The sequence below is a fragment of the Bradyrhizobium sp. CSA112 genome, assembly GCF_029051645.1.
Classification (GTDB): domain Bacteria; phylum Pseudomonadota; class Alphaproteobacteria; order Rhizobiales; family Xanthobacteraceae; genus Bradyrhizobium.
Genome location: NZ_JAACFS010000044.1, coordinates 1 through 21,904, shown reverse-complemented (window position 1 = coordinate 21,904; position 21,904 = coordinate 1). Strand labels below are relative to the sequence as shown.

The 21,904-nt window shown below is 63.2% G+C and carries 10 protein-coding genes; 2 read left to right on the top strand and 8 right to left on the bottom strand.

Annotated features, from left to right (window positions below):
• Positions 1–98: 98 nt before the first annotated feature.
• Positions 99–11,573 carry a filamentous haemagglutinin family protein gene (locus GWE18_RS37360; protein WP_275190617.1) on the top strand — a complete coding sequence of 3,825 codons (11,475 nt, stop codon included), beginning with the start codon at positions 99–101 and terminating at the stop codon, positions 11,571–11,573.
• Between the two features lie 448 nt (positions 11,574–12,021).
• Here GWE18_RS37360 and GWE18_RS37355 read toward each other — a convergent pair whose 3' ends face one another.
• Positions 12,022–12,336, bottom strand: coding sequence for a hypothetical protein (locus tag GWE18_RS37355; RefSeq protein ID WP_275190616.1), 315 nt, complete (start codon positions 12,334–12,336; stop codon positions 12,022–12,024).
• A gap of 230 nt (positions 12,337–12,566) precedes the next feature.
• Here GWE18_RS37355 and GWE18_RS37350 point away from each other — a divergent pair, with 230 nt between their 5' ends.
• Positions 12,567–12,767, top strand: coding sequence for a hypothetical protein (locus GWE18_RS37350; RefSeq protein ID WP_275190615.1), 201 nt, complete (start codon positions 12,567–12,569; stop codon positions 12,765–12,767).
• 985 nt (positions 12,768–13,752) lie between these two features.
• Here the strand turns inward: GWE18_RS37350 and GWE18_RS37345 are convergent.
• From GWE18_RS37345 to GWE18_RS37315, 7 genes are all read right to left on the bottom strand, one after another.
• Positions 13,753–13,938: a hypothetical protein gene (locus GWE18_RS37345; protein ID WP_275190614.1), complete on the bottom strand. Its 186-nt coding sequence runs from the start codon at positions 13,936–13,938 to the stop codon at positions 13,753–13,755.
• Between the two features lie 358 nt (positions 13,939–14,296).
• Positions 14,297–15,265, bottom strand: a complete 969-nt coding sequence (locus tag GWE18_RS37340) for a dipeptide ABC transporter ATP-binding protein (RefSeq protein ID WP_275190613.1) — start codon at positions 15,263–15,265, stop codon at positions 14,297–14,299.
• On the bottom strand, positions 15,262–16,254 hold the full coding sequence (locus tag GWE18_RS37335) for an ABC transporter ATP-binding protein (protein WP_275190612.1): 993 nt from the start codon (positions 16,252–16,254) through the stop codon (positions 15,262–15,264). The genes GWE18_RS37340 and GWE18_RS37335 overlap by 4 nt, the downstream gene beginning before the upstream one ends.
• Complete coding sequence (locus GWE18_RS37330) at positions 16,254–17,171, bottom strand: ABC transporter permease (protein WP_275190611.1); 918 nt, start codon at positions 17,169–17,171, stop codon at positions 16,254–16,256. The genes GWE18_RS37335 and GWE18_RS37330 overlap by 1 nt, the downstream gene beginning before the upstream one ends.
• Positions 17,137–18,096: an ABC transporter permease gene (locus GWE18_RS37325; protein ID WP_275190610.1), complete on the bottom strand. Its 960-nt coding sequence runs from the start codon at positions 18,094–18,096 to the stop codon at positions 17,137–17,139. Before GWE18_RS37325 ends, GWE18_RS37330 begins: the two co-directional genes overlap by 35 nt.
• Positions 18,097–18,117: 21 nt before the next feature.
• The gene (locus GWE18_RS37320; protein ID WP_275190609.1) at positions 18,118–19,908 is read right to left on the bottom strand and encodes a peptide ABC transporter substrate-binding protein; all 1,791 of its coding nucleotides are present in this window, start codon (positions 19,906–19,908) and stop codon (positions 18,118–18,120) included.
• Between the two features lie 265 nt (positions 19,909–20,173).
• Positions 20,174–21,592, bottom strand: a complete 1,419-nt coding sequence (locus GWE18_RS37315) for a M20 family metallopeptidase (RefSeq protein ID WP_275190608.1) — start codon at positions 21,590–21,592, stop codon at positions 20,174–20,176.
• Between the last annotated feature and the right edge of the window lie 312 nt (positions 21,593–21,904).

Here is a 21,904-nt window from a genome sequence, read left to right as displayed (position 1 = left end):
TCGAAACCGCTCTTACAAGTGGGACCTCTCTCAAGCCCGGGCGGCGGCGACACTGAGCTGCAGTATCACAGGGCCACCATTTCTGCAGGAGCCGTTCGATGGCCGCTCGTATCGCCATGCCTTCCATCATGTCCGTGCGCCGAGGACCTCGCCATGCACTGCTCGCAGGCGTGAGCATCGCCGCGCTGCTCGCGTGCGCGGAAGCCATGGCGCGTCCGCTCGGCGGGCAGGCACCCAATCCATCGGCGGCTACGGTCGCCGCGGCGCAGTCGGGCGCGCAGCAGGCGGCACGAGCGGCGCAGCAGGCCCAGAATTCGCTCAAGCGTGCGACACAAGCGATCCAGGCGATGCAAGCCGCGCAGAGCGCGGCGCGTGCAGCCGCCAACGCCGCGCCCAGCGTGGTTCCGAATGGCCTTGGGCCTGGAGGTCTGCAGGTCGCCCCCGGCGCAATTCCCGGCTCCGAACTTTGGCGGGGTGCCAATCTTCCGACCGAGGCGTCAGTGAACGGGCGCACCAAGGTCAACATCAAGCAGACCCAGCAAAAAGCGATCCTGACCTGGCAGACATTCAATGTCGGACATGAGACCGATCTGACGTTCGATCAGAAGGCAGGCGGCGCGGATGCGAGCCAATGGAGCGTGCTCAACCGGGTGCTCGATCCCTCCTTGGCGCCGAGCCGCATCCTTGGCACTGTCGCCGCCGATGGCGCTGTTTATGTGATCAATCGCAATGGCGTCATCTTCGGCGGGACCAGCCAGGTGAACGTCGGGACTCTGATTGCCTCGTCACTCGATATCCACGGCGGCGCAGTCGAATATCAGGCTGGCGCCACCGAACAGCAGAAGCTCGCCGCGCGCAACCAGCGTTTTATTGACGGCATTCTCGCCGCCAATCCGCCCTCCAGCCAGAGCGTGCCGCTGACCTTCTTCGACGGCACCGACATGAATGCGGCCACCAACCGAGTGAAGCCGGGCGAGACCTTTGCCGCCTATGACGGCGTGACGGTGGAAGCGGGCGCGCAGATCGCGGTCGGCACGCTCGGCCAGGCGGTGCTGCTTGGCCATAACGTCGTCAATCGCGGCAGGATCGATGCACCGGATGGCCAGGTGCTGATGGCGGCCGGGCGCGGCGTCCTGCTGCTCGACGGCACCCTGCGCGATGCGCTAAAGAATGCTGGCGAAGACGTCGGCGGCGCCCCGATCCGCGGTTTTCTCGCCGGCGTCGACCGCGGCGGCCTTGCCGAGAATACCGGCCTGATCGTCGTCGAGCGCGGCAACATCACGCTCACGGGCAAGACTGTTGGCCAGAACGGCGTCTTGATCTCGACCACGGCCGCAGAAACCGCCGGGTCGATCCTGATCCAGGCCGAATCGGGCATGACAAGCGGAACCAATCACACCCGCAATCTGTATGGAACGGCGGTCAACGTTGGCCAGACCCAGGGCATGTTCCCTTATGTCGTCGGCGAGCGTGGCACGGCCAGTTTCGGCGAGGGCAGCTACGCGGCGATCCTCCCTGATCTCAGCGGCGAGAAGGTCGTCGGCAATCCCTACAAGCCGTCTACGGTCGAGGTCTACGGCAACAGCATCATATTCCAGACAAACGCGGCTTTGTACGTTCCGGCGGGCGATATCAGCCTCGTTGCCAAGCAAGAGAACGGACCAGACTCCTCAAGCGCCGACGACAGCCGGATCTATCTTGCGGCGGGTGCGACCCTCGATGTTTCTGGTCTGCGTGATGTTGAGATCGCGATGGAGCAGAACACCATTCGCGCCGAGCTCAGGGCAAACGAGCTCAGCGACAATCCGGTGATGCGCGACAGCAGCCTGCGCGGCGGGACAGTCTATTTCGATGCCCGTTACGGCAGCAAACTCACCGACGGTACGGGGATCGCGAACCTTAAGGGCTATTACGATCTGATCGAGCGCGACGTGTCGCAGTTCATGACTGTTGGCGGCAAAATCTCCATGACCGCCATGGAAATCATCGCCCGCCAAGGGTCCATCATCGACCTGTCGGGCGGCAGCGTGCGCTATCTCGACGGCTATGTGCAGAGTACACGTCTGGTCGCGGCCAACGGCGCACGCGTACCGATCGAACAGGCGCAGGCCGGCGTCGTCTATATTGCCCTGGAGGGTGGATTCATCCGCCACCATGCGCGATGGGGAATCACAGAACAGTGGACGTCCTTCAGTCGTTCGGGACGGAGATTTGAAAAAGGCTACAACGAAGGCCGTTCCGCGGGTTCATTGCTGCTGAACAATGTCTTCCCGGACAGTTGGACCGGAAGCGGCGGCAGCATTTCGACCGACGCCATCCGGATTTTCGACGGCGAGATTGTTTCCGACATTGTCGTCGGTGAACGTCAGCGCAGTCCTTCGACCGGGGTGGGCGTGACCGATGTGACGCGCATCTGGCGCGAGCGGCCAAGTCTTGCGACCTTGAGCTTCGGCTCCAATTACATCTATACGACGATATACGACGCCAATCCGATCGGCGGCAACATCGCCATCGGTGGCGACGGTCCGCGATTAGGCGAAAGTTTCAACGCCGACACGGCTCTACTGGACTATACGCGCGGTCTCGCCTCGGTCTATGAGGGCGTACAGGCGCATCAGCATGTTCTGCCTTCGAAGTGGTTCGATGGCTCGACCTTCGGCAATGTCACGCTCGTTTCCGGTGGCAGTAAGAACGGCATTCTGACGATCGGCGAGGGCACGGCCGTCGACGTCGGCGCGTTCGGCACCTTCACCTTCATCGGCCGACAGGCCGAGATTGCCGGTACGATCCGCGCGGCGGGCGGCAAGGTGCACATCGAGGCTCTGCGGTCGACGGCGGCGGCGGGTGAGCAGAGTTCGTCGAGTATTGCCTGGGACACAATCCCTGAAGCGGATCGTCCGAGCATTCATCTCGGAAAAACAGGCGTCATCGACGTCGCTGGCCGCTGGACAAACGATCGAGCGGGCGCCACGGGCGTGCTTCCCGTCGTTGACGGCGGCAAGGTCGAGCTGATCAGTCGCACTATCCTACTGGATAAGGGGTCGCTCATCGATGCCAGCGGCGGCGGGCACCTCTCGGCCAGCGGAAAAATCACAGCCGGGGACGGCGGCTCAATCCTGATCGATACGGCCACGCCCTATATCAACACGAAAGCGCCCGCAGGCCTCGCGACCGGGCGGCTGGAGATGAAGGGCGACATCGTCGCCTATGCGCTCGGCAAAGGCGGCTCGCTGACCATCGATACGGGCGACGACGTCATCATCGGCGATCTCAAAATGTACGAAAACGGCGTTCTGCCGGCAAATACGCAGGCCCTCAGGGACCTTCTGCTCGCGTCGGACATCGTGATCCCGGCGGGGTCCTATGTGCCGGTGGCGCATACCGTCACGCTCAATCGTTTAGGGCCGAGCGAAGCCGCCCCGGTCTGGGTAGGCTGGCCTCAGGACAAGTCCATGTACGTCGCGGCGAACTGGGTCGTGCCCCCGAGCTTTGATGAGCTCTACGACGCTAGTTTCAATGGCTATTATCCGGGCGACGTCGTCCCCGCAGGAACCACGCTGCCCTATGTGTTCGGGGGCTTTAATGCGGGCTATGTCATCCCGGCCGACGTATTTCCGCAAGGCGTACCGATCAACCCGATTTCGCTGACCGTTCAGCCAGGGCCTTGGTCGGGTGATGTCACGCTGCGGGCCGGCACCGTGATCCCGAAGGGCGCGCATCTGGAGCAATCGGTCAATATCGTGCCGCCCGTGACCGTGGCGCCGGACTTCTTCACCAAAGGCGGCTTTGCAAGCTACGCGCTGAGCGGTGCCAGGGGCATGACGGTCACATCGGGCACGGTCATCGCGCCCACTGTCGATACAATGGTCCTCAATGCCGGCGACGTCCAAGGCTTGAATGGGGTACGGTTGTATGACCTGCTGAGAGAGCAGAAGGCCGTCTCTCTGCAAAACTCGTCCGAACTGCCGGAGGGTTTACGTGAGCCCATGGAACTCACCCTCGGTACAGCGCCGTTCTCACCCGATGGAATACAGCGTCCGATCCGCGTCACCGGCACGCAGAGCGACACCACTGTCGGAATCACCCAGGCACGACACCCGGGCAAGCTCGTTATCGAAACCGGAGCCGAAATCCGGATGGACGCAGAGTCCACCGTGCGGCTCGATTCGCTGGTCGACGTGTTCGTCGACGGCACGATTTCGACGCCCGGAGGCACAATCCATATCCAACCGAATGGCGGCGAGCCATACAGTGGGCAAAACGGCAGTGTGCGTCTGGGCGCCAATGCCCGCCTTCTCGCGGGCGGATATCAGAAATTCGTTCCCGGTCCGGACGGTGGGCGCCGCTCGGTCGAGGCAGGCGGCTCGGTTCTGATCAACTTCGCAGCCGCGGCCGGTGATGGGCAGACGCTAGGTACTGTTCTGATCGACCGGGAGGCGGTGATCGACGTCTCGGGCGTTCACGGCATCGCGGATGTGGACCACGGTGGTGCGCCGACATTGAGCGTTCGCGATCGTTACGTTCCAGTCGATGTCGACGGCGCTGCCGGCTCGATCGCGATTTATGCCACATATGGCGTGGTCGCTGGCGATCTCCGTCTGTCTGCCGGTGGCACCAACGGTTATGGCGGCACGCTGACGATCGGCACGGGATACACTCATCCCCAAGTCTCTGGCATCGTCATCGCACAAAGCGCGCCGGTTGGATTTGGCGAGGTTACGCAAACCTCGCCGACTACCGGCTATTCGTCGCTAAGCGTGTCGGCTGATGTCATCAACCGCTCGGGGGCAGACGACCTGTTCCTGCTGCCAGGCGAAATTGTGAACAACCACGGTATCGTCTTCGACGGCGACGTCACGCTTTCAACGCGCCGCTCGATCACGCTCGCGAGCTATAATCTCAGCACTGGTCCAGGCGTATCGGCGAACGCGGGCTCCGTCGAGCTCGTATCATCCTACGTGAACTTCCAAGGTTACAAACTCGTCAGTCAGAGCGGCATGACTGCTCCCTCCGGCACGGCTGGACGATTGACCATCCGCGCCGATCTCATCGACATCAGCGGTGGCACCAAGATTGGCGGCTTCGGTGAGACCTCGTTCATCGCGACCGGCGACATCCGGCTTGCCGGCAATGACGGTACACCCGGCACGCTGACGACGGCCGGCTCGCTGCTGTTCGATGCCGCGCAGCTTTATATCGCGCCCGGCACGGTCGCTTACCAGGAGAATGCGCGCGAACTCCCGGAAGCCGATCCGGGCTTCCTGGTCAATGCGGGCATTTCGATTACCGTGAGGTCGAACGGCCGCGCCGCGCCGGTGCCGATGTCCTATGGGCAGCGGCTCACCCTGCGCGCGCCGGTCATCGACCAAGGCGGCGTCGTCCGGGCGCCGCAAGGACAGATCCGGCTTGAAGCGAGCCAGACGCTCACGTTGCGGCCGGGCAGCCTGACCTCGGCCTCGCTCGAGGGCCTGACCGTCCCGTTCGGCTATCTCAATTCGGCCGGCCTCTTCGGCGGCTATCAAATTGCGGGCTGGGTGCCGAGCAAGTCGGTCAAGCTCGCCGGGCCCGATGTCGATGTGCAGGCCGGTGCGGTGGTCGATGTCTCGGGCGGCGGCGATCTCCTCGGCTGGTCGTTCGTCGGCGGCATTGGCGGGTCGACGAATATCCTCGCCGGCACCTCCGTCGAGCGCTACGCGATCCTGCCGAACCTCGGAGCGGCGCCGGGGCCGACAAGCAACAATGCACCGGGGCTATCGTTGCAGGACAGCCGGCTCAAGGTTGGCGACACCGTCTACCTTGACAGCGTCCCGGGCCTCAAAGCGGGCTATTACACGCTGCTGCCTGCGCATTACGCGCTGCTTGAAGGCGGCATGCTGGTCGAGCCGCTTGGCGGCAGCACCGCAGTAGCCCGCAAGGCTGTGACACTGCCGGATGGATCGCAGATCGCCAGTGGCTACCGGTCGACCTTGGGTGGCGCCATTCGCGATACCGGCTACAACCAGTTCAGGGTGATGAACAACGCCACCTGGAAGCAGTACAGCGAATTCAAGATAGTCTCCTTCAATCAATCCGCGCGCGAACTTGCCGAGGCGGCCGGGCTTTCGACAGTCCGCACGCCGGCTGACGCCGGCACCGTCATTCTGGCCGCAAGCCGTAGTCTTAATCTTGATGGCACGGGGCGCCTTTCCGGCAATGGCGGGCTTCTGGGCAACCTCGATGTTTCGGCAGCGAAGATCGCGCTGGTCAGCGGCTCCGCAGCAACTCCAGCAGACGTGTTGCGTCTCGATGCACAGCAACTGGAGGATTTCGGCGCCGGTTCCGTGCTGATCGGCGGAACGCGGAGCATTGGTACGACCGGGACCACCATCGCGGTCGGCGCCAGCGAGGTCACGGTCTATGACAATGCGCATTTCACCGCTCCGGAAATCATCCTTGCAGCCTCCAGCCTGGTCGAAGTTCGCAGCGGCGCCTCGCTGACGGCCGAAGGGCCTGCGAGCGTCGATGCCAACCCGCTCCAGATGAGCGGCAACGGCGCGCTGCTGCGGCTGTCCACTGGACAGCGCGTCGGGCTCGTCCGCACCGGCAGTAACGGTGCCGCCGGTGTGCTGGCCGTCGTCGACGATGCAGCACTACGGACTTCGGGCTCGATTTCATTCGACGGCAGCAATGCCATCAACTTGGCGACGCGGACGATCATCGAGGCCGCGCAGCTCGACCTTGCCTCCGTCACAGTCAATCTCGGCGAGGTGCCGGCTGGCACTGCGGGCACGACCTTCACCGAAGACATGCTGGAGCGTTTCGCTGCGGCGTCCGACGTGCTGATCCGGGGCCACGAGTCGATCAACCTCCATGGCACCGTCGAGCTTGGCCGGCGTGATGCGAGGGGGGTGGCGACGCTCAAAGCGCTGACCCTGGATAGCGGGCTCATCCAGGGCATCGGCGCATCCGCGCACCAGCCGAAGATCACCGCGCAGGCCTTGTCGTTCCGCAACAGCGGCGCGGCTCGAGGCTATGCCGGCCCCGATACGGCGGCGGCGCTGAACCTTGACATCGATCGCCTGCTGTTAGGGCCGGGCAATGTCTCGCTCGGCGGCTTCCACGCACTTCAAGGTCGGGTCGGCGAGCTGCGCACGTCCGGGACAGGCACCTTCAATGTCGTCAATGCCAGCACCGGCGGCGTGGGCTACGTCGCGCTCGATGTGGGCCGGATCACTGCCGCGGCGGCCTCGGATTACACGGTCGCGGCGAGTGGCGCTCTGCAGCTCAACAAGGGCTTTTTTGCCGGTTCATCGGCGGACGCCCCGTTCGGCGGCCGGCTGGCATTGCGGGGCGCCAGCGTCTCTTTCGGCACGCAGGCGCTGCTGCCGGCGGGCGTGATCGATATTCGCGCGACCTCTGGCGATCTCGTCATCGGCAACACCGCGATATTGGACATGTCAGGCCGGTCGGTCGATTTCCTAGGTCTCGTCGGCTTTGCGCCCGGCGGCAGTGTGAGGCTGGAGGCGCCTGGGCGCGTGTCGCTCGCGGCCGGCTCGCTGATCGACGTCTCGGGATCGGCGCGCGGCGGCGATGCCGGGCGGATCGATATCGTCGCTGATATCGCGCAGATCGAGGCCACGCTGCGCGCGCATGCTGCGATCGGCCATGTCGGTGGGTCGTTCACGCTGGATGCCCGTCAGCTTGCCGGCTCGTCAGTGGACTTTGGCACTGCGTTCTACCGCGAGATCAGTATGCGGTTGCGCGAGCAGAGCATTGTGGTGGGAGCCGGGCAGCAATTGTCGGCGCATCGTGTGATGCTGCGGTCCGACAAGGGCTGGGTGGATATTCACGGCAAGATCGCCGCGAGCGGAGACTTAAGCATCGCCGATGGCGGCGATGTGCGCCTGATCGGCGGGCAGGGCGTCAGGCTCTACGACGGCGCCCGGATCGAAGCCCAGGTCGGAGCAATTTCGACGAATGGCTATGCGCCGGCGAGCGGCGTTGTCGAATTGGCTTCGACCGGCACGCGTAGCGGCGCCGGTGACACGACGGGGATCTACGTCGCGAACGGTGCCGTCATCGACGTGTCCGGCGGCCGTGCCGGCGGCGGGCGCATCCTGATGCGGGCGAACGCTTCGGCAGGCGACGATCTCAACGCCATTTTCCGCGTCGCCCACTACGGCTCGGGAGTTTATATCGGAGCGCGGGAGAGTGTGCTGGTCGGTGTCCGCAACTATGATGTCGCAACCGTCGATGCGGCAAAGGTGAGCGAGATGCTGGTCGGTCTGCAAGCCACACCCGCAAGTACAGTCGCTGGCTTTGTCTCGATGGCTGGCGCGCTTTTCCGCAACAGCTCCGGCGATCTCACCATCGCCTCTGCTATCGATCTCGGTGGCAGCCTCAGCCTCCCGAGCTGGATCGGTTTTGAAGCGAAAGGGGATATCCTGGTCAACGCTACGATCAGCGATGGTTTCCAGAGCGATGCAAAGAATGCGGCACTCAAGAGCGGCTCTTCCTTTAATCTCAACTTCGACAGCGGCCAGGACATCATCATCGGCGCCAACGCGATCGTCCGCACCGGCACCGGCGAGATCCGCATGGACGCGCGTCGCGATATCGAGCTTAAGAGCAACACCTCGGTGATCTACACCGCTGGGAGGAAGAAGCAGACGGAAGCCGGCTTCGTTGTCGGCTCCAAGCACGGCGATTACCCGACAGCCGGCGGCGACATTGTTCTCATCGCCGGCCAGGACATCAAGGCTCCAGTCGTCACACAGAGCACGGCGGCCTGGCTCTTCCACTACGGCGAGACCAACTGGACCGGCGATCCGGCCGCCTCGACGGTGAAAGACCAGACGAGCTGGTCGATCGTGTTCGCCAACTTCGAGTCCGGCGTCGGAGCGCTCGGCGGCGGCGATGTGCGGGTGCGCGCGGGCCGCGACAGCAAGGATCTGTCAGTCGCCATCCCGACAACAGGGCACCTCACCACGCCCACGACCCCGGCGGGCGCGGCCGGGCCGGTCGCCCGGGCCGAAGACCTCGTCATCCGCGGCGGCGGCAATCTGGACATCGAGACCGGCCGCGACCTTCTCGGCGGCGTCTACATGCTGGGCCGCGGCCATGCCGAGTTCAATGCCGGCAACCGTATCGTCGCCAGCGGCGCGAGCGGAAAGCAGCGGACCACCACTTGGAGCCCGGTGCCAGTCTACACGGACACGCCGGTCAACATGCTCCTCGGGTTGATGGATGCGACCGCAAGCCTCACCGCGGTGGGCGATATCACTATCGAAGGCATCTACGATCCCATGCTCATTGGCCAAGTAGCCGGCAATCTCAACGTCAATCGCGGGTCGGGCTTCGTCAGCTACTCCGATCGCACCGCTGTCGATGCAGTGTCGACCTCCGGCAAGGTGGTCTACCAGGGCGCCTCTTTGAGAGCGGCGGATCTGAGCCTGGGCGGCTCCTATGAGGTGCAATTGAGGTCGCATCCCTTGAGCGATCTGAGGCTGCCGTTGCTTCAGTCCAAGGCTACTCTCTTGCCGCCGACTTTGCGATTGGCCTCGCTTCAGTCCGATGTCTCGATCGCAACCAAGCAGCCTGAAATATTCGGCTTCGGCGCAACAATACTTGCTCCCGGCGCATCGGGAACGCTGGAGCTGCTCGCCAACAACGACGTCCTGCTCAACTCGGGACAACAGGTCCGCATGGAGGATATCGCCCCACAGTATCGCCGCGGCGCACTCGCGCCCTTCCGCACGGAACTGAATTCCGTCATGTATCTCGGCGTTGAAGATGCTCTTCCGCAGCCGATCGGAGCGAACAGCAATTGGGAGCGCGGCTTCATTCCGCTCCATGTCGCTGACACCGAACCCGCAAGGCTCTATGCCTTGAACGGAACGATCGGCACCACCCTCGGATGGAGCCTCACCGCGCCAAAACCGGTTGATATCCATGCCGGCGAAGACATCCTCTACCCATCAATCATCGCGCAGAACAACAATCCCCTGCAAGTGTCGAGCGTGATCGCCGGGCGGGACATCATCCGCCCGCAGATCGCGTTCCTTGGCGAAGGCATGTTATGGGTCGAGGCCGGCCGCGATTTGACCTTTATTGCCAACAGGGAACTCCTGCTGCGCGGCGGCATCATGAGCACGGGCAATGTGCTTGTCTCCAACTTCAACGAGACCCGTGCGAAGACCGACATCCCCAATCTGGCGCTTCCCGACAAAGGCGGCGATATCAACATCATCGCCGGCACCAAAGGCGGTGCGGATTATGCGGGCTTCGCCGCAATATATCTCGACCCGCGCAACGCCTCCGATCCGACACTGCCGCTGTCGCATCCGGACAATGCCGGCAAGGTGGTAAGGACGTATGAAAAGGACTTAGGCATTTTCCTGAAGGACCTCGGCTACGCCGAGCGGCCGGCCGACGATCAGCGCGCGCTGTTCGCCTCGCTGCCCAAGCTCACTCAGCAGGCCTTCCTGCAACAGGTGCTGTTCACCGAGCTGAAGGAGACCGGTATCGACTACAACAACGCCGACAGTCTCCGCTTCAAGCAGTACACCCGCGGCTATTCGGCGATCGAAAGACTGTTCCCGGCATCGCCCGCGGCCGTGAGCGGCGGATGGGGCGACGTGATGCTGCGCGGTGGCATTGTGCAGACCCAGTCCGGCGGCAACATCAGCATCATGGCACCTTACGGCCAAGTCACTGTGGGTTATGACAGCGAGGAGACCAAGAATTATGGATTGGGCGGCATCGTCACCCGCCGCGGCGGTGATGTCCGGATCATGGGCGACGGCAGCATCGATCTTTACGTCTCCCGCGTCTTCACCCTGCAGGGCGGCGATCTGACGATGTGGACCTCGAACGGCAATATCAGCGCCGGCGCCGGCGCCAAGACCTCGGTGTTCAACGTTCCGCTCAAGTTCACAATGGACAACGACGCGCGGGTCTCGGTCGACGCGTTCGGCCTCTCGACCGGCGCCGGCATTGGTGTGCTCGATGCAAACAGAACGTCCGATGCCAGCGCCGATGCGGTGCCGCCGCCGCCCTGGGCTATTGGCGACACGCAGCCCGAAGAGCCGGGCAAGGAGCAGCGCAAGAAAAGCCGGATGGACCTCTTGGCTTTCAAGGGAGAGATCAATGCCGGCGATGCTGGCATCCGTGTGTTTGGGGATGCGAATTTCGGGGCATTGCGCATCATCAACGCCAACAACATCACGGTGTCCGGAGCGGCCATCGGCGTTCCGACAGTTCAGGCGCCGAACATCGGCAGCCTCACCGAGGCTTCCAATGTGGCCGGCGCCGCCGCGCAGGCGACAACCCCGCCCACCCAATCGCGTGGCGGCGAGCAACCTTCGATCATCATCGTCGAGGTGCTCGGCTTCGGCGGCGGTGACGGCGGCGAAAGCCAGCAGCAGCGGCAAGACGAAGAGCGGCGCCAAGCGCCAGGACGCCAGAGCTACGATCCGAACAGCACGCTCCGGGTGGTCGGCAATGGACCTCTGGCCGCTGAGCAGGCGACGGAGTTGACCGCGGCGGAGCGCAGTCAGCTCACGAGCCAGATTGGCGCGGCCGAATCCCGGTGAGGTGGCGCGACGGCAGCCCGGCCTGTCCGCCGGGCTTGCACGTCCCCTCCAGTTACGAGATCAAGCCGGCATTCCAACGCGCTCAGCCAGAAACGAAGGCCGGGCGTACGCGTGGCGTAACCCGCCCTGCTACAGCCGGTCCAAGCCAACAGGCAGTGCAACGAAGCACTATGATCGTGCGACGAATGCCCATTTTCGGCCGGATAAGGCCCAGAGTACGACCGGCAAGTCATTGATTGTTCTTAACCCGTGGCTGACTCTTAATCAGCGGGTCCCAGGTTCGCCCGGTGCGCCCACCAAGCCTTCGAATAGCTTCGAGACCTCCCGCGACGGCTATTCCGACCAAGCTCCGGGGCTCCGGTGCCGTTCGCCAAGAGCCGCCGTTCGCCAAGACGGGCCGGGAGTTGATGGCGGCCCGCAGAAATCTGCCGGTCGCGGCATCTCGATCTCACCTGCTCCCCTCGGGAAGATCGCCAAGCAGATTTGACAGCTTGACCGCCAGCTTTCGAAGCCGGGCATTCTCTTCGAGCAGCAGCGCGACGTTATTGGTTTCCTGATGCGGCGCCTCATCTGCCCGAAGTCCGTCGACTTCGTCGAGCAGGGGCGATAAGGCGGTGAGAAGTTCGTCGCCCTGCTGCGGCGCTTCATTTGCCGGAAGCGCGCCATTGCCTTCACGCAGCGGCACGACGTTGTCGGCGCGTTTGGCATCCCGAAATGCATCGAGGCGGGCCTGTCTGTCGTGCGGCGGATGTTCGATACTCATGACACATTCCTGATCACAAGGTGGCCCACTCGTCGATTTCCACGACGAGCTTTCCATTGAGTCGGGGGCAAATTTGCGTCGGAAAGGGATCGACGAAGAGGCACGCCGGATAGCGCATGCGTCCTCCGAGTCACACGGCAGAGCGGATTAGGCCAAATTTTTGACGCATCGCGGGCCTTTCTGACGTCAGCGCGGGCTGGGGAGCAAACCATCTTATTAGGGGCGTAGCGATGACGGATTTCCTGACCAATGCGGATCACTGGCGCAGGCGTGCGGAGCGGACACGGGAGTTAGCCGCGAATGCCGTCAAGGACCAGGGACGCCTGCTCAAGGTGGCGGAGGAATACGATCGCTTGGCAGCTCTCGCCGAAGGGCGGCGAAGTGCTCCGGTCCCGGCCGGTCCCTACGTTCCGGCGAGCCAGCCCGAATAATCTTCTTCAATCGAAAACCGTCGGGAGAGGCGGGCACTTCCGCCTCCGTAGGCGCAGGGCGACGCTGTAGTGGCGGCGAAGTGTGCCGCCATACCCAGACGTGTGACCCGTAAAACACAACCGCCGGGCAACGTTCAAAGCATTGTGATCATGCGATTGCAGGGGAATCAACGAATCACCTAGACCGTTTAGTGGGGCTGGGAAGCGGAGAGTTAGTATGAGAGTCGCTTCCTTAGAAAGTGTACTGACGGCGGCTACGCTGGTATTGGCCATCGTCATCGTGCTGTGGGGAATCAAGATTTTCCACGGTGTGTAAGCAGGCGTGCTGGCGTCGAACTAGAGACCTCCGGTCAAGAAGAGGCTCGCGACAAAGGCGTTCAAAGGCGTCACTTCCGCGGCGGCGGAGGCCTTTTTATTTCTGATTGCCGACGAATAGTTCGCCGGAGGCTTGTCCCTTCCGACGCGTATCGAGTTTGGTCCACGGCCTGGCGCGAGATTCGCACGGGCCGCGAGAAGCATTGGTTACAAGTCCCCTATGCATTTTGGTTATTATCTAATGATCGCAGCGCTCGTTCTCATGGGCCTGGAAGTTCTTTACGCGCTCTATCAATTGGCCACGTTTCTTTAGAAGCTTTTCGGTTCTGATTGAATCAGAACCCGCTCTAGATTGTTGTTTTGGCGCGTTTTCCTGACGCGAGCCGGTTCTCGTCCGAGGACATGCTCTGCTCGAAGACGCTACAAATCGCACGCGCAGGCTGCAGTGCCGCGCCGCGCGCGCTTGAAAGATTCGCCGCAATCACGCCGCTTTAGCGCCGGGGTCGTCTCCGCGCGATTCCAATTTTAGTCGCAAAAATGCCTGCCGACTCACCTCATTCTCCGCGCGCGACAAAGAGACTGGGGGCTCGTTCCGCATTTTAAAATTGGAGTATCAATCATGCGAGTAGACCATCCGCAGCTTAATAAGCGAGACCGACGCGCAGAACCCTCATTTTGGGTTGAGGAACCGACTGACGACGCTCTTTCGTTGCTTGAGAATGCCCTTCGCGGGGACGAGCCCGCCCTTCGTCGCGACGAACAGGCCGACGAAGCTCACTCGCTGATCGAGGAGAATGCCCGGCTTCGGGAGCTTTTGTCCCAGCTTTCGGACATCATCCGCAAAAACGGCGTTCACCCGAGGTAACGCCACGACCTGATCTCGGCCCCGCCCTGGCAAGAGTGGTTCAACCACGCCGGGGCGGGGCCGCTTCATTTTTCGACGATTGATTTCATGCCTACGGCGCCCGCACGGGGAGCGGCGAATAGTCGGGCAGGACACGCGCCGCCGTCTGGTACCGGCCTGTTTCAAAAAGCGGCCGTTCAAAAGAAACGACCCCAGCTTGAGGGCTGAGGTCCGCTGGGGTCGTTCTATGCCGGGGCACGCCGATCCCCATGCCGTCCCGGCATGTGCGCAAACTAAAATCTGATTCCAGCCGCTGTCTGTAGGGAACCCGACAGTGACCTGATTTCAAAAACGGTGCGGCCAGCACCCGTCAGGCCAGATGGCAGGCCACGAAATGCCCATCGCTGCCTTGCTTCAGTTCGGGCGCGCTTTCCCGGCAGCGCGGCTCGGCGATCGGGCAGCGGGTGTGAAAATGACAGCCGCGCGGCGGGTTCATCGGGCTCGGCACATCGCCCTGCAGGCGGATCCGCTTGCGCTTGACCTTCGGGTCCGGCACCGGCACTGCGGAGAGCAGCGCCTGTGTATAGGGATGCCGCGGATGGCGGTAGAGGTCGCGCGCGCTCGCCAGTTCGACGATGCGGCCGAGATACATCACCGCCACGTGGTCGGAAATATGCTCCACCACCGAAAGATCGTGAGCAACGAACAAATAGGTGAGGTTGAGGTCGGCTTGCAGATCCTCCAGCAGATTGATCACCTGCGCCTGAATGGACACGTCGAGCGCGGAAACCGGCTCGTCGCATACGATGAATTTTGGCTCCACCGCGAGCGCACGCGCAATTACGATGCGCTGGCGCTGGCCGCCGGAAAATTCATGCGGGTAGCGGCGCATGTGCTCGGCCTTCAGTCCCACCTTGACGAGCAGGCTCGCCACGCGGTCCTCCCGCTCGCTTGCCGAGGAAGCGAGTTCGTGGATGGTGAAGGCTTCGCCAAGGATCGCGCCGACCGTCATGCGCGGATTGAGCGAGGCAAACGGGTCCTGGAAGACGATCTGCATGTTGCGACGCATGGCGCGCAGGTCCCCGCCGGAAAGGCCAAGCACATCGTGTCCGTCAAAGACGATCTCGCCTTCGCTGGGTTCGAGTAGGCGCAGCACGCAGCGCGCCGCGGTGGACTTGCCGCAACCGGACTCGCCAACCAGGCCGAGCGTTTCGCCGCGATTGACCGCAAAGGACACGCCGTCCACCGCGTGAACGCGCCCGACCTCGCGCGAAAGGAGTCCGCCCTTGACGGAAAAATGCTTCTTCAGACCGGTGACGCGCAGCAGGGGTTCGCTCATGGTGTCTCTCCCCGCGTGTCTCCAAGGTGACAGGCCATGCGATGGCCCGGTGCGACCTCGCGCAGAACCGGTTCTTGTTTGGAGCAAGGACCAAAGGCGTGGCGGCAGCGCGGTGCGAAGCGGCAGCCGGGCGCGGGATTGATCAGGGTCGGCACCGTGCCGCCGATCGCTTCCAGCCGGGTCTTGTGCATGCTATCGAGGTCGATGCGCGGAATCGAGCGGATCAGGCCCTGCGTGTAGGGATGGCGCGGGCTTTCAAACAGGCTGTCGACATCGGCCTCTTCCACCACCTTGCCGGCGTACATCACCACCACCCGCTGCGCGGTTTCCGCCACCACGCCCATAGCGTGGGTAATCAGCATGACAGCCATGCCGAAGCGTTCCTTCATGTCCTGCAGCAGGTCGAGGATTTGCGCCTGAATGGTCACGTCGAGCGCGGTTGTCGGCTCGTCGGCGATGACGAGCTTGGGCTTGCAGGCAAGCGCCATGGCGATCATAACGCGTTGGCGCATGCCGCCGGAGAACTGGTGCGGGTAATCATGCACGCGGCCCTCGGCATTGGGAATCTGCACCAGCTTCAGCATCTCCACCGTGCGGGCAAGCGCGTCCTTCCGCGAGAGGCCCTCGTGACGGCGCAGGCTTTCGGCGATCTGCTCACCGACCGACAGCACCGGGTTGAGCGAGGTCATCGGTTCCTGGAAGATGAAGCCGATCTCCTTGGCCCTGATGTCATCCAGTTCGCTGCTGGAGAGCGGCACGAGATCGCGGCCTTCGAAGATGATCTGGCCCTCGACGATGCGGCCTGGCGGCATTGCGATCAGCTTCAGGATCGACATCGCCGTGACGGTCTTGCCGCAGCCGGATTCTCCGACCACGCAGAGTGTTTCGCCCTTGTTGAGCACGATGTCGACGCCGTCGACCGCCCTTAGCATGCCATCGTCGGTTGCGAAGTGGGTTTTCAGTCCCTTGATTTCGAGCAGCGGCGCCATCAGATCACCCGCCGCGCGTCGAGCGCGTCGCGCAACCCGTCGCCGATGAAATTGATGGCCACCACGGCGATGAAGATCGCGCCGCCCGGAAACATCGCCCAGTGCGCGGCAATGTCGAGATAGTCCTTGGCGTCGAACAATAGCCGTCCCCAGGTCGGGGTATCCGGCGGAAAGCCGAGGCCGAGAAACGACAGCGTCGATTCCGCGATGATCGCCGCCGCCACGTCGATGGTGCCCGCGATGATCACCGGCCCGACGGCGTTGGGCAGGATGTGGCGTACCACCTGCCGCATCGGGCTGGCGCCGAGCGCACGTGCCGCCTCGACGAATTCCTTCTCGCGCAGCGACAGGAATTGCGCGCGCACCAGGCGGGCGACCGGCATCCAGCGCAGTCCGCCGATGACGAGCACGATCAGGATGAAGATGCCGCCTTCAGGGCCGAACACGGCCTTCAGCCCATCGCGGAACAGATAGATGAGCAGCAGCAGCAAAGGCAGTTGCGGCAGCGAGAGGAACAGGTCGGTCAGCCACATCAGCGCATGCCCAAGCGCGCCGCGCGACATGCCGGCGAGCGCCCCGATCAGCGTGCCGACGATGACGGCGACCGCCATGGCGGCAAGGCCGACCGCAAGCGATATCCGTCCGCCGTAGATCATGCGGGCGAGAATGTCCTGCCCGAGATCGTCGGTGCCGAAGGGATGGGCGAGCGAGGGGCCCTCGAGGCGGGCAGTGAAATCGATTTCGTTGATGCTGACGCGCCAGACGAGGGGTCCGAACACCACCACGGCGATCAGGACGAGCAGCAGCAATGCGCTGACCACGGCGAGCCGGTGGCGGCGATAGCGCCGCCAGGTCTCGCGCCAGGGCGAATAGCCGCGCCGCTCAGCGGAGGGAAATGCGAGGGTCGAGCCAGCCATACAGGACATCCGCGATCAGGTTGAAGAGCACCACGAGACAGGCGAACACGAAGGTCACGGCCATCACGACCGGCGTATCGTTGGAGAGAATCGATGAGATCAGCAGCGAGCCGATGCCCGGAATGCGAAAAATCTGTTCGGTGACGATGGCGCCGCCGAACACGGCCGGCATCTGCAGCGCGACCAGGGTGACGACCGGGATCATCGCGTTGCGCATCGCGTGCTTGACGATCACCCTTGTCTGCCCGAGGCCCTTGGCGCGGGCGGTCGTGACGTAGTCGAGGCGGATCACGTCCAGCATGGCCGAGCGCACGAAGCGTGTCATGGACGCCGCCTGGAACAGCCCAAGCACCATCACCGGCATAATGGCCTGCCGGACCTGTTCGACCACCCATTGGATGCCGGTCGCCTTGATGTCGGTCGTATAGACAAATGGCAGCCAGTCCAGCTTGATCGAAAACACCAGGATGAACAAAAGGCCGGTAAAGAAGGTCGGCAGCGAGAAGCCGATGAAGGCGAGCGTGTTGGCGATCTGGTCGAAGATCGAATAGGGCCGGGTGGCGGCGAAGACACCGACCGGGATCGCAATCAGCAGCGCCAGCACCTGCGCCGAGCCGATCACATAGAGCGTCGTCGGCAGGCGCTGCAGGATGAGCGTATCGACGTTCATCCGGCTGACGAAGGAAAAGCCCCAGTCGCCCTGTGTCATGGCGGCGAGCCAACGCAGGTAACGGACATGGACCGGATCGTCGAGGCCGAATTTGGTCCGAAGCGCTTGCGCCACTTCGGGCGGCACGTTTGGATTGGTCACGAGCTCCGCGAACGGATCGCCGGGCGCCAGCGCGAGCACCGTGAACAGAACGAGCGAAATGCCGAGCAGGCTCGGCACAGCGATCAGCAGGCGACGCAGGATATACTGCCGCATGAGGGACGATCTATGCCGGCTTCAGGCCTCTCGATACCAGTCCTGGATATTGTCGGTGTCGTTGGTCCAGCCGCTGAGCACCGGGCGCAGCGAGTTGACTGCCGCGCCGACCTTCAGGCGGTGCATCACCGGGATGACCACCGTGTCTTCCCACATGATGTCGTTGGCCCTGATGTAGAACGCGGCCCGCTTGACCGGATCGACTTCGGCCTCAGCCGCGTCGATCGCAGCGTCAAACTCCTTGTTGACCCAGCGCGGGAAATTCCTGCCCTGCCACTTGTTTTCCTTGGTAGCCACGAAGCGCGAATGAAAGCGCCGCATATGCTGAGCCGGGTCGGGCTGGGTCATCGGAATCTGGAACATCTCGATGTCGGCGTAGAACTTGGAGTAGGTGTCGGGATTGGCGACATCCGAAGAGAAAAACACCGAGGCGACCACCGATTTCAGTTCGACGTCGATGCCGGCCTTCTGACAGGCCTGTTTGATGATCGCCTGGGTCTTCTGGCGCGGGCCGTTGATCGAGGTCTGGTACAGGAATTTCAGTTTCCTTCCGTCCTTCTCACGGATCCCGTCAGCCCCGACTTTCCATCCGGCCTCCTCCAATAGCTGGGTCGCCTTCTCGATGCTGAACTCCCATTTCGTGTTCTTGGAGACGAATTGTTCGGGCCCGTTGAGGAAGCTGGCCGTGGTGCGTCCGGCGCGACCGTAGATGTGCTTCTGGACGGCGTTGCGGTCGACGAGCAGCGCGAGCGCCTTGCGTACGGCCGGATCGGAGAACAGGGGATGCTTGGTCTTGATCGACGAACGTTCGCCATCGATTTCGGTGTTGGGGTCCGTGAAGTTCAGCGCAATGAATTCGATGTCGCCGCCGGTCGTATAGACGGTCTTGCCCTTGCCGCCCTTCTCCAGGCGCAGCAGGACCTCGTCTTCCACCTGCATGTTCCAGGCATAGTCAAATTCGCCGGTCTGAATCACCGCGCGCGCCGCCGAGACGGCATCGCCGCCGCCCTTGATCTCGATCGTATCGAAGTAGGGGCGGTTCGGCATGTGGTAGTCGGGATTGATTTCCCCGCGCACAAGGTCGCCCGGCTTGAACTCGACGAACTTGTAGGGGCCGGTGCCGACGGGCTTGAGATTGTTGGGAGCCTCGCGGGATTTGGCACCCTTGTAGTCCGCGAACAGATGCTTGGGCAGGATGCAGCCGACCACCGCGACAAAGGCATCGGCCCAGAACGGAGTGGGACCCTTGAACAGGACGCGGAAGGTGAGGTCGTCGATCTTTTCGACGGTGATGTCCTGGTAGACGCCGATGGTCAACGCCGCGGTAGCGGGATCGCGGGCATATTCCCAGTTGAACACGACGTCGTCGGCGGTGAACGGTTTTCCGTCATGCCATTTGACGCCCGGCTTGAGCTTCCACGTCACCGACTTGCCGTCGGCAGCGAGGCCGCCGTTCTGGGTCGACGGAATTTCCGCCGCCAGAATCGGGCAGAGGTTGCCGGCGGCGTCCCAGCTCGCCAGCGGTTCGTAGAACAGGCGCGAACCGTCCTGGTCCTTGGTGCCGGTGGCAAAATGCGGATTGAGCAGGGTTGCTCCCTGCCACCACAGCAGCTTCAGCGGGCCGCCGCCGCCGCGCTTGGTCGGCTTGTAGGGTGCCTTGCTCTGCGCCATCGCTACCCCGCCGACGGCGAGGATCTGCGTGGCCATCGGCGCGGTGAGGCCGAGCGCGATCAGGTGCTGAACGAAGGCGCGGCGATCCATGCGGCCGTCCTTCACCTCGTCGATCATGGTTCGCAGTTCATTGTCCAGCATCGTTGTCCCCGTCTGCTTCCGGCGTGGTTACGGCGTGCCGCTGGGCGGTCGCCATTCGCTGGGTCGTAAGATGGCACATCAAATGCCCCCGAGGTCAACGGCTTGTGATCGACAATTCGAAGGGTGGAGGAGCGGCCAATGATTTTTGCTTGGGCAGAATCACGCTGCGCCGCACATCGCTTCGGCAATCTGGCGGCCGCGGCACACCAAAGCGCGCTGAATCGTGCTTTGCACTGCAAAAAATTTGTTCGCCAGACCGGTCCAGTCAGACCAGCGACATATCCAGCGGTGGGGCGACGCCGTCCGGCAGCGGGCTGACATAGGGGGTGCGGGTCGTGCGCTTCTTGAGGTCGGCCCTCGCGGCGGCGATCAGGTCCGGTTCCGTCAGCGCCTTGATGCCGAGGCCGGCCATGGCCTTGGCGGCCTGCACCATGGCCTTGTGGGCGTGCGGGCTCTTGCCCTGCGCCACCACCTGCCAGGTGTGGAATGGGGTACCGATCGCAACCGTCGGGGCATGGACCTGAACGGTCGGGACGACCCAGCTCACGTCGCCGACATCGGTCGAGCCGACTTGCGGGTTACGCTTGGCATTCAGTGGGACGATGAAATCGGCCAGCGGCCGGTCGGTCGGCTCTATGCCGATCGAGTGATAGACGGTCGCGATATCCTTCTCCGTCAGCGTGGAGCGGATCTGCTGCGCGAAATCCTTGTCGGTCTCGTCGAAATGCGGCGGACCGAGTTCTTCCATAATGTCGTGGAGGGCGGCCTCGAGCGGGGTATTGGGCAGCAGGTTGGAGACGGCCGAAATGATCTTCATCTCCACCTTGGTTTCGGTCATCAATGCCGCGCCCTGCGCGATCTTGTGGACGCGCTCTACCAGTTCGTTCATGCCGGGCAGGTCGCGCGCGCGGATCGAATAGCGCACCCGGGCATGGGCCTGCACCACATTGGGGGCGATGCCGCCGGTGTCGAGCAGGGCATAGTGGACACGGGCGTCGCTTGGCATGTGCTCGCGCATGTAGTTCACGCCGACGTTCATCAGTTCCACCGCATCGAGTGCGCTGCGGCCAAGATGCGGCGAGGCCGCGGCATGCGAGGTGCGGCCGGTGAAGATGAAATCAGCGCGCGTGTTGGCGAGCGAAGGCGTCACCACGACTTCCCAGAAGCTGGACGGATGCCAAGTGATCGCGATGTCGGCATCGTCGAACGCACCTGATCGCACCATGAAGGCTTTCGCCGCGCCGCCTTCTTCCGCAGGACAGCCGTAATAGCGCACGCGCCCCGGCACCTTGCGCGCGGCGAGCCAGTCTTTTACGGCGGTGGCGGCGAGCAGGGCGGCGGAGCCGAGCAAATTGTGGCCGCAGCCATGACCGTGGCCGCCGGCTTGCAGCGGGCGAGGTTCCGCCACGCCCGCCTCCTGACTGAGACCCGGTAGTGCATCGTATTCGCCGAGGAAGGCGATGACGGGTCCGCCTTCGCCCCATTCGCCCATCAGCGCGGTGGGAATCCCTGCGACTTGCTCGGTGATGCGGAAACCCTGATGGCGCAGTTCGGCCAGATGTTCGGCGGCGGAGCGCGCCTCGGTGTAGCACACTTCGGGCATTGCCCAGACCCGATCGCTCAAGGCGACGAAGCGCGGCTTGATGGTATCGACGCCACGCCAGATATCACTGCGGTTATCCATCTTTCAATTTCCAATTCTGAAGGCGATGTGAGCTGAGGAATTGTAATCAGCTTCGCCAAACGACGCCAGCGCCGGGCGGACTGTAGCCGGGCGGAGCGAAGCGTAACCCGGGATGCTCGCCCGCAAACATAGAACCCCGGATTGCGCGGAGCCTGTCATCGGGCGCGCATTCGCGCGACCCGTTGGCTCCATCCGGGCTTCTGTAACGGGCCTCGATTAGTCAATCCCTTTTGCGTCATCCGCTCGCCGGAAACCTGCTTCTGTACGGGATCGGCGCAAGGCCGTCGCCTGATGGGGTTCGTAAGAGGATAG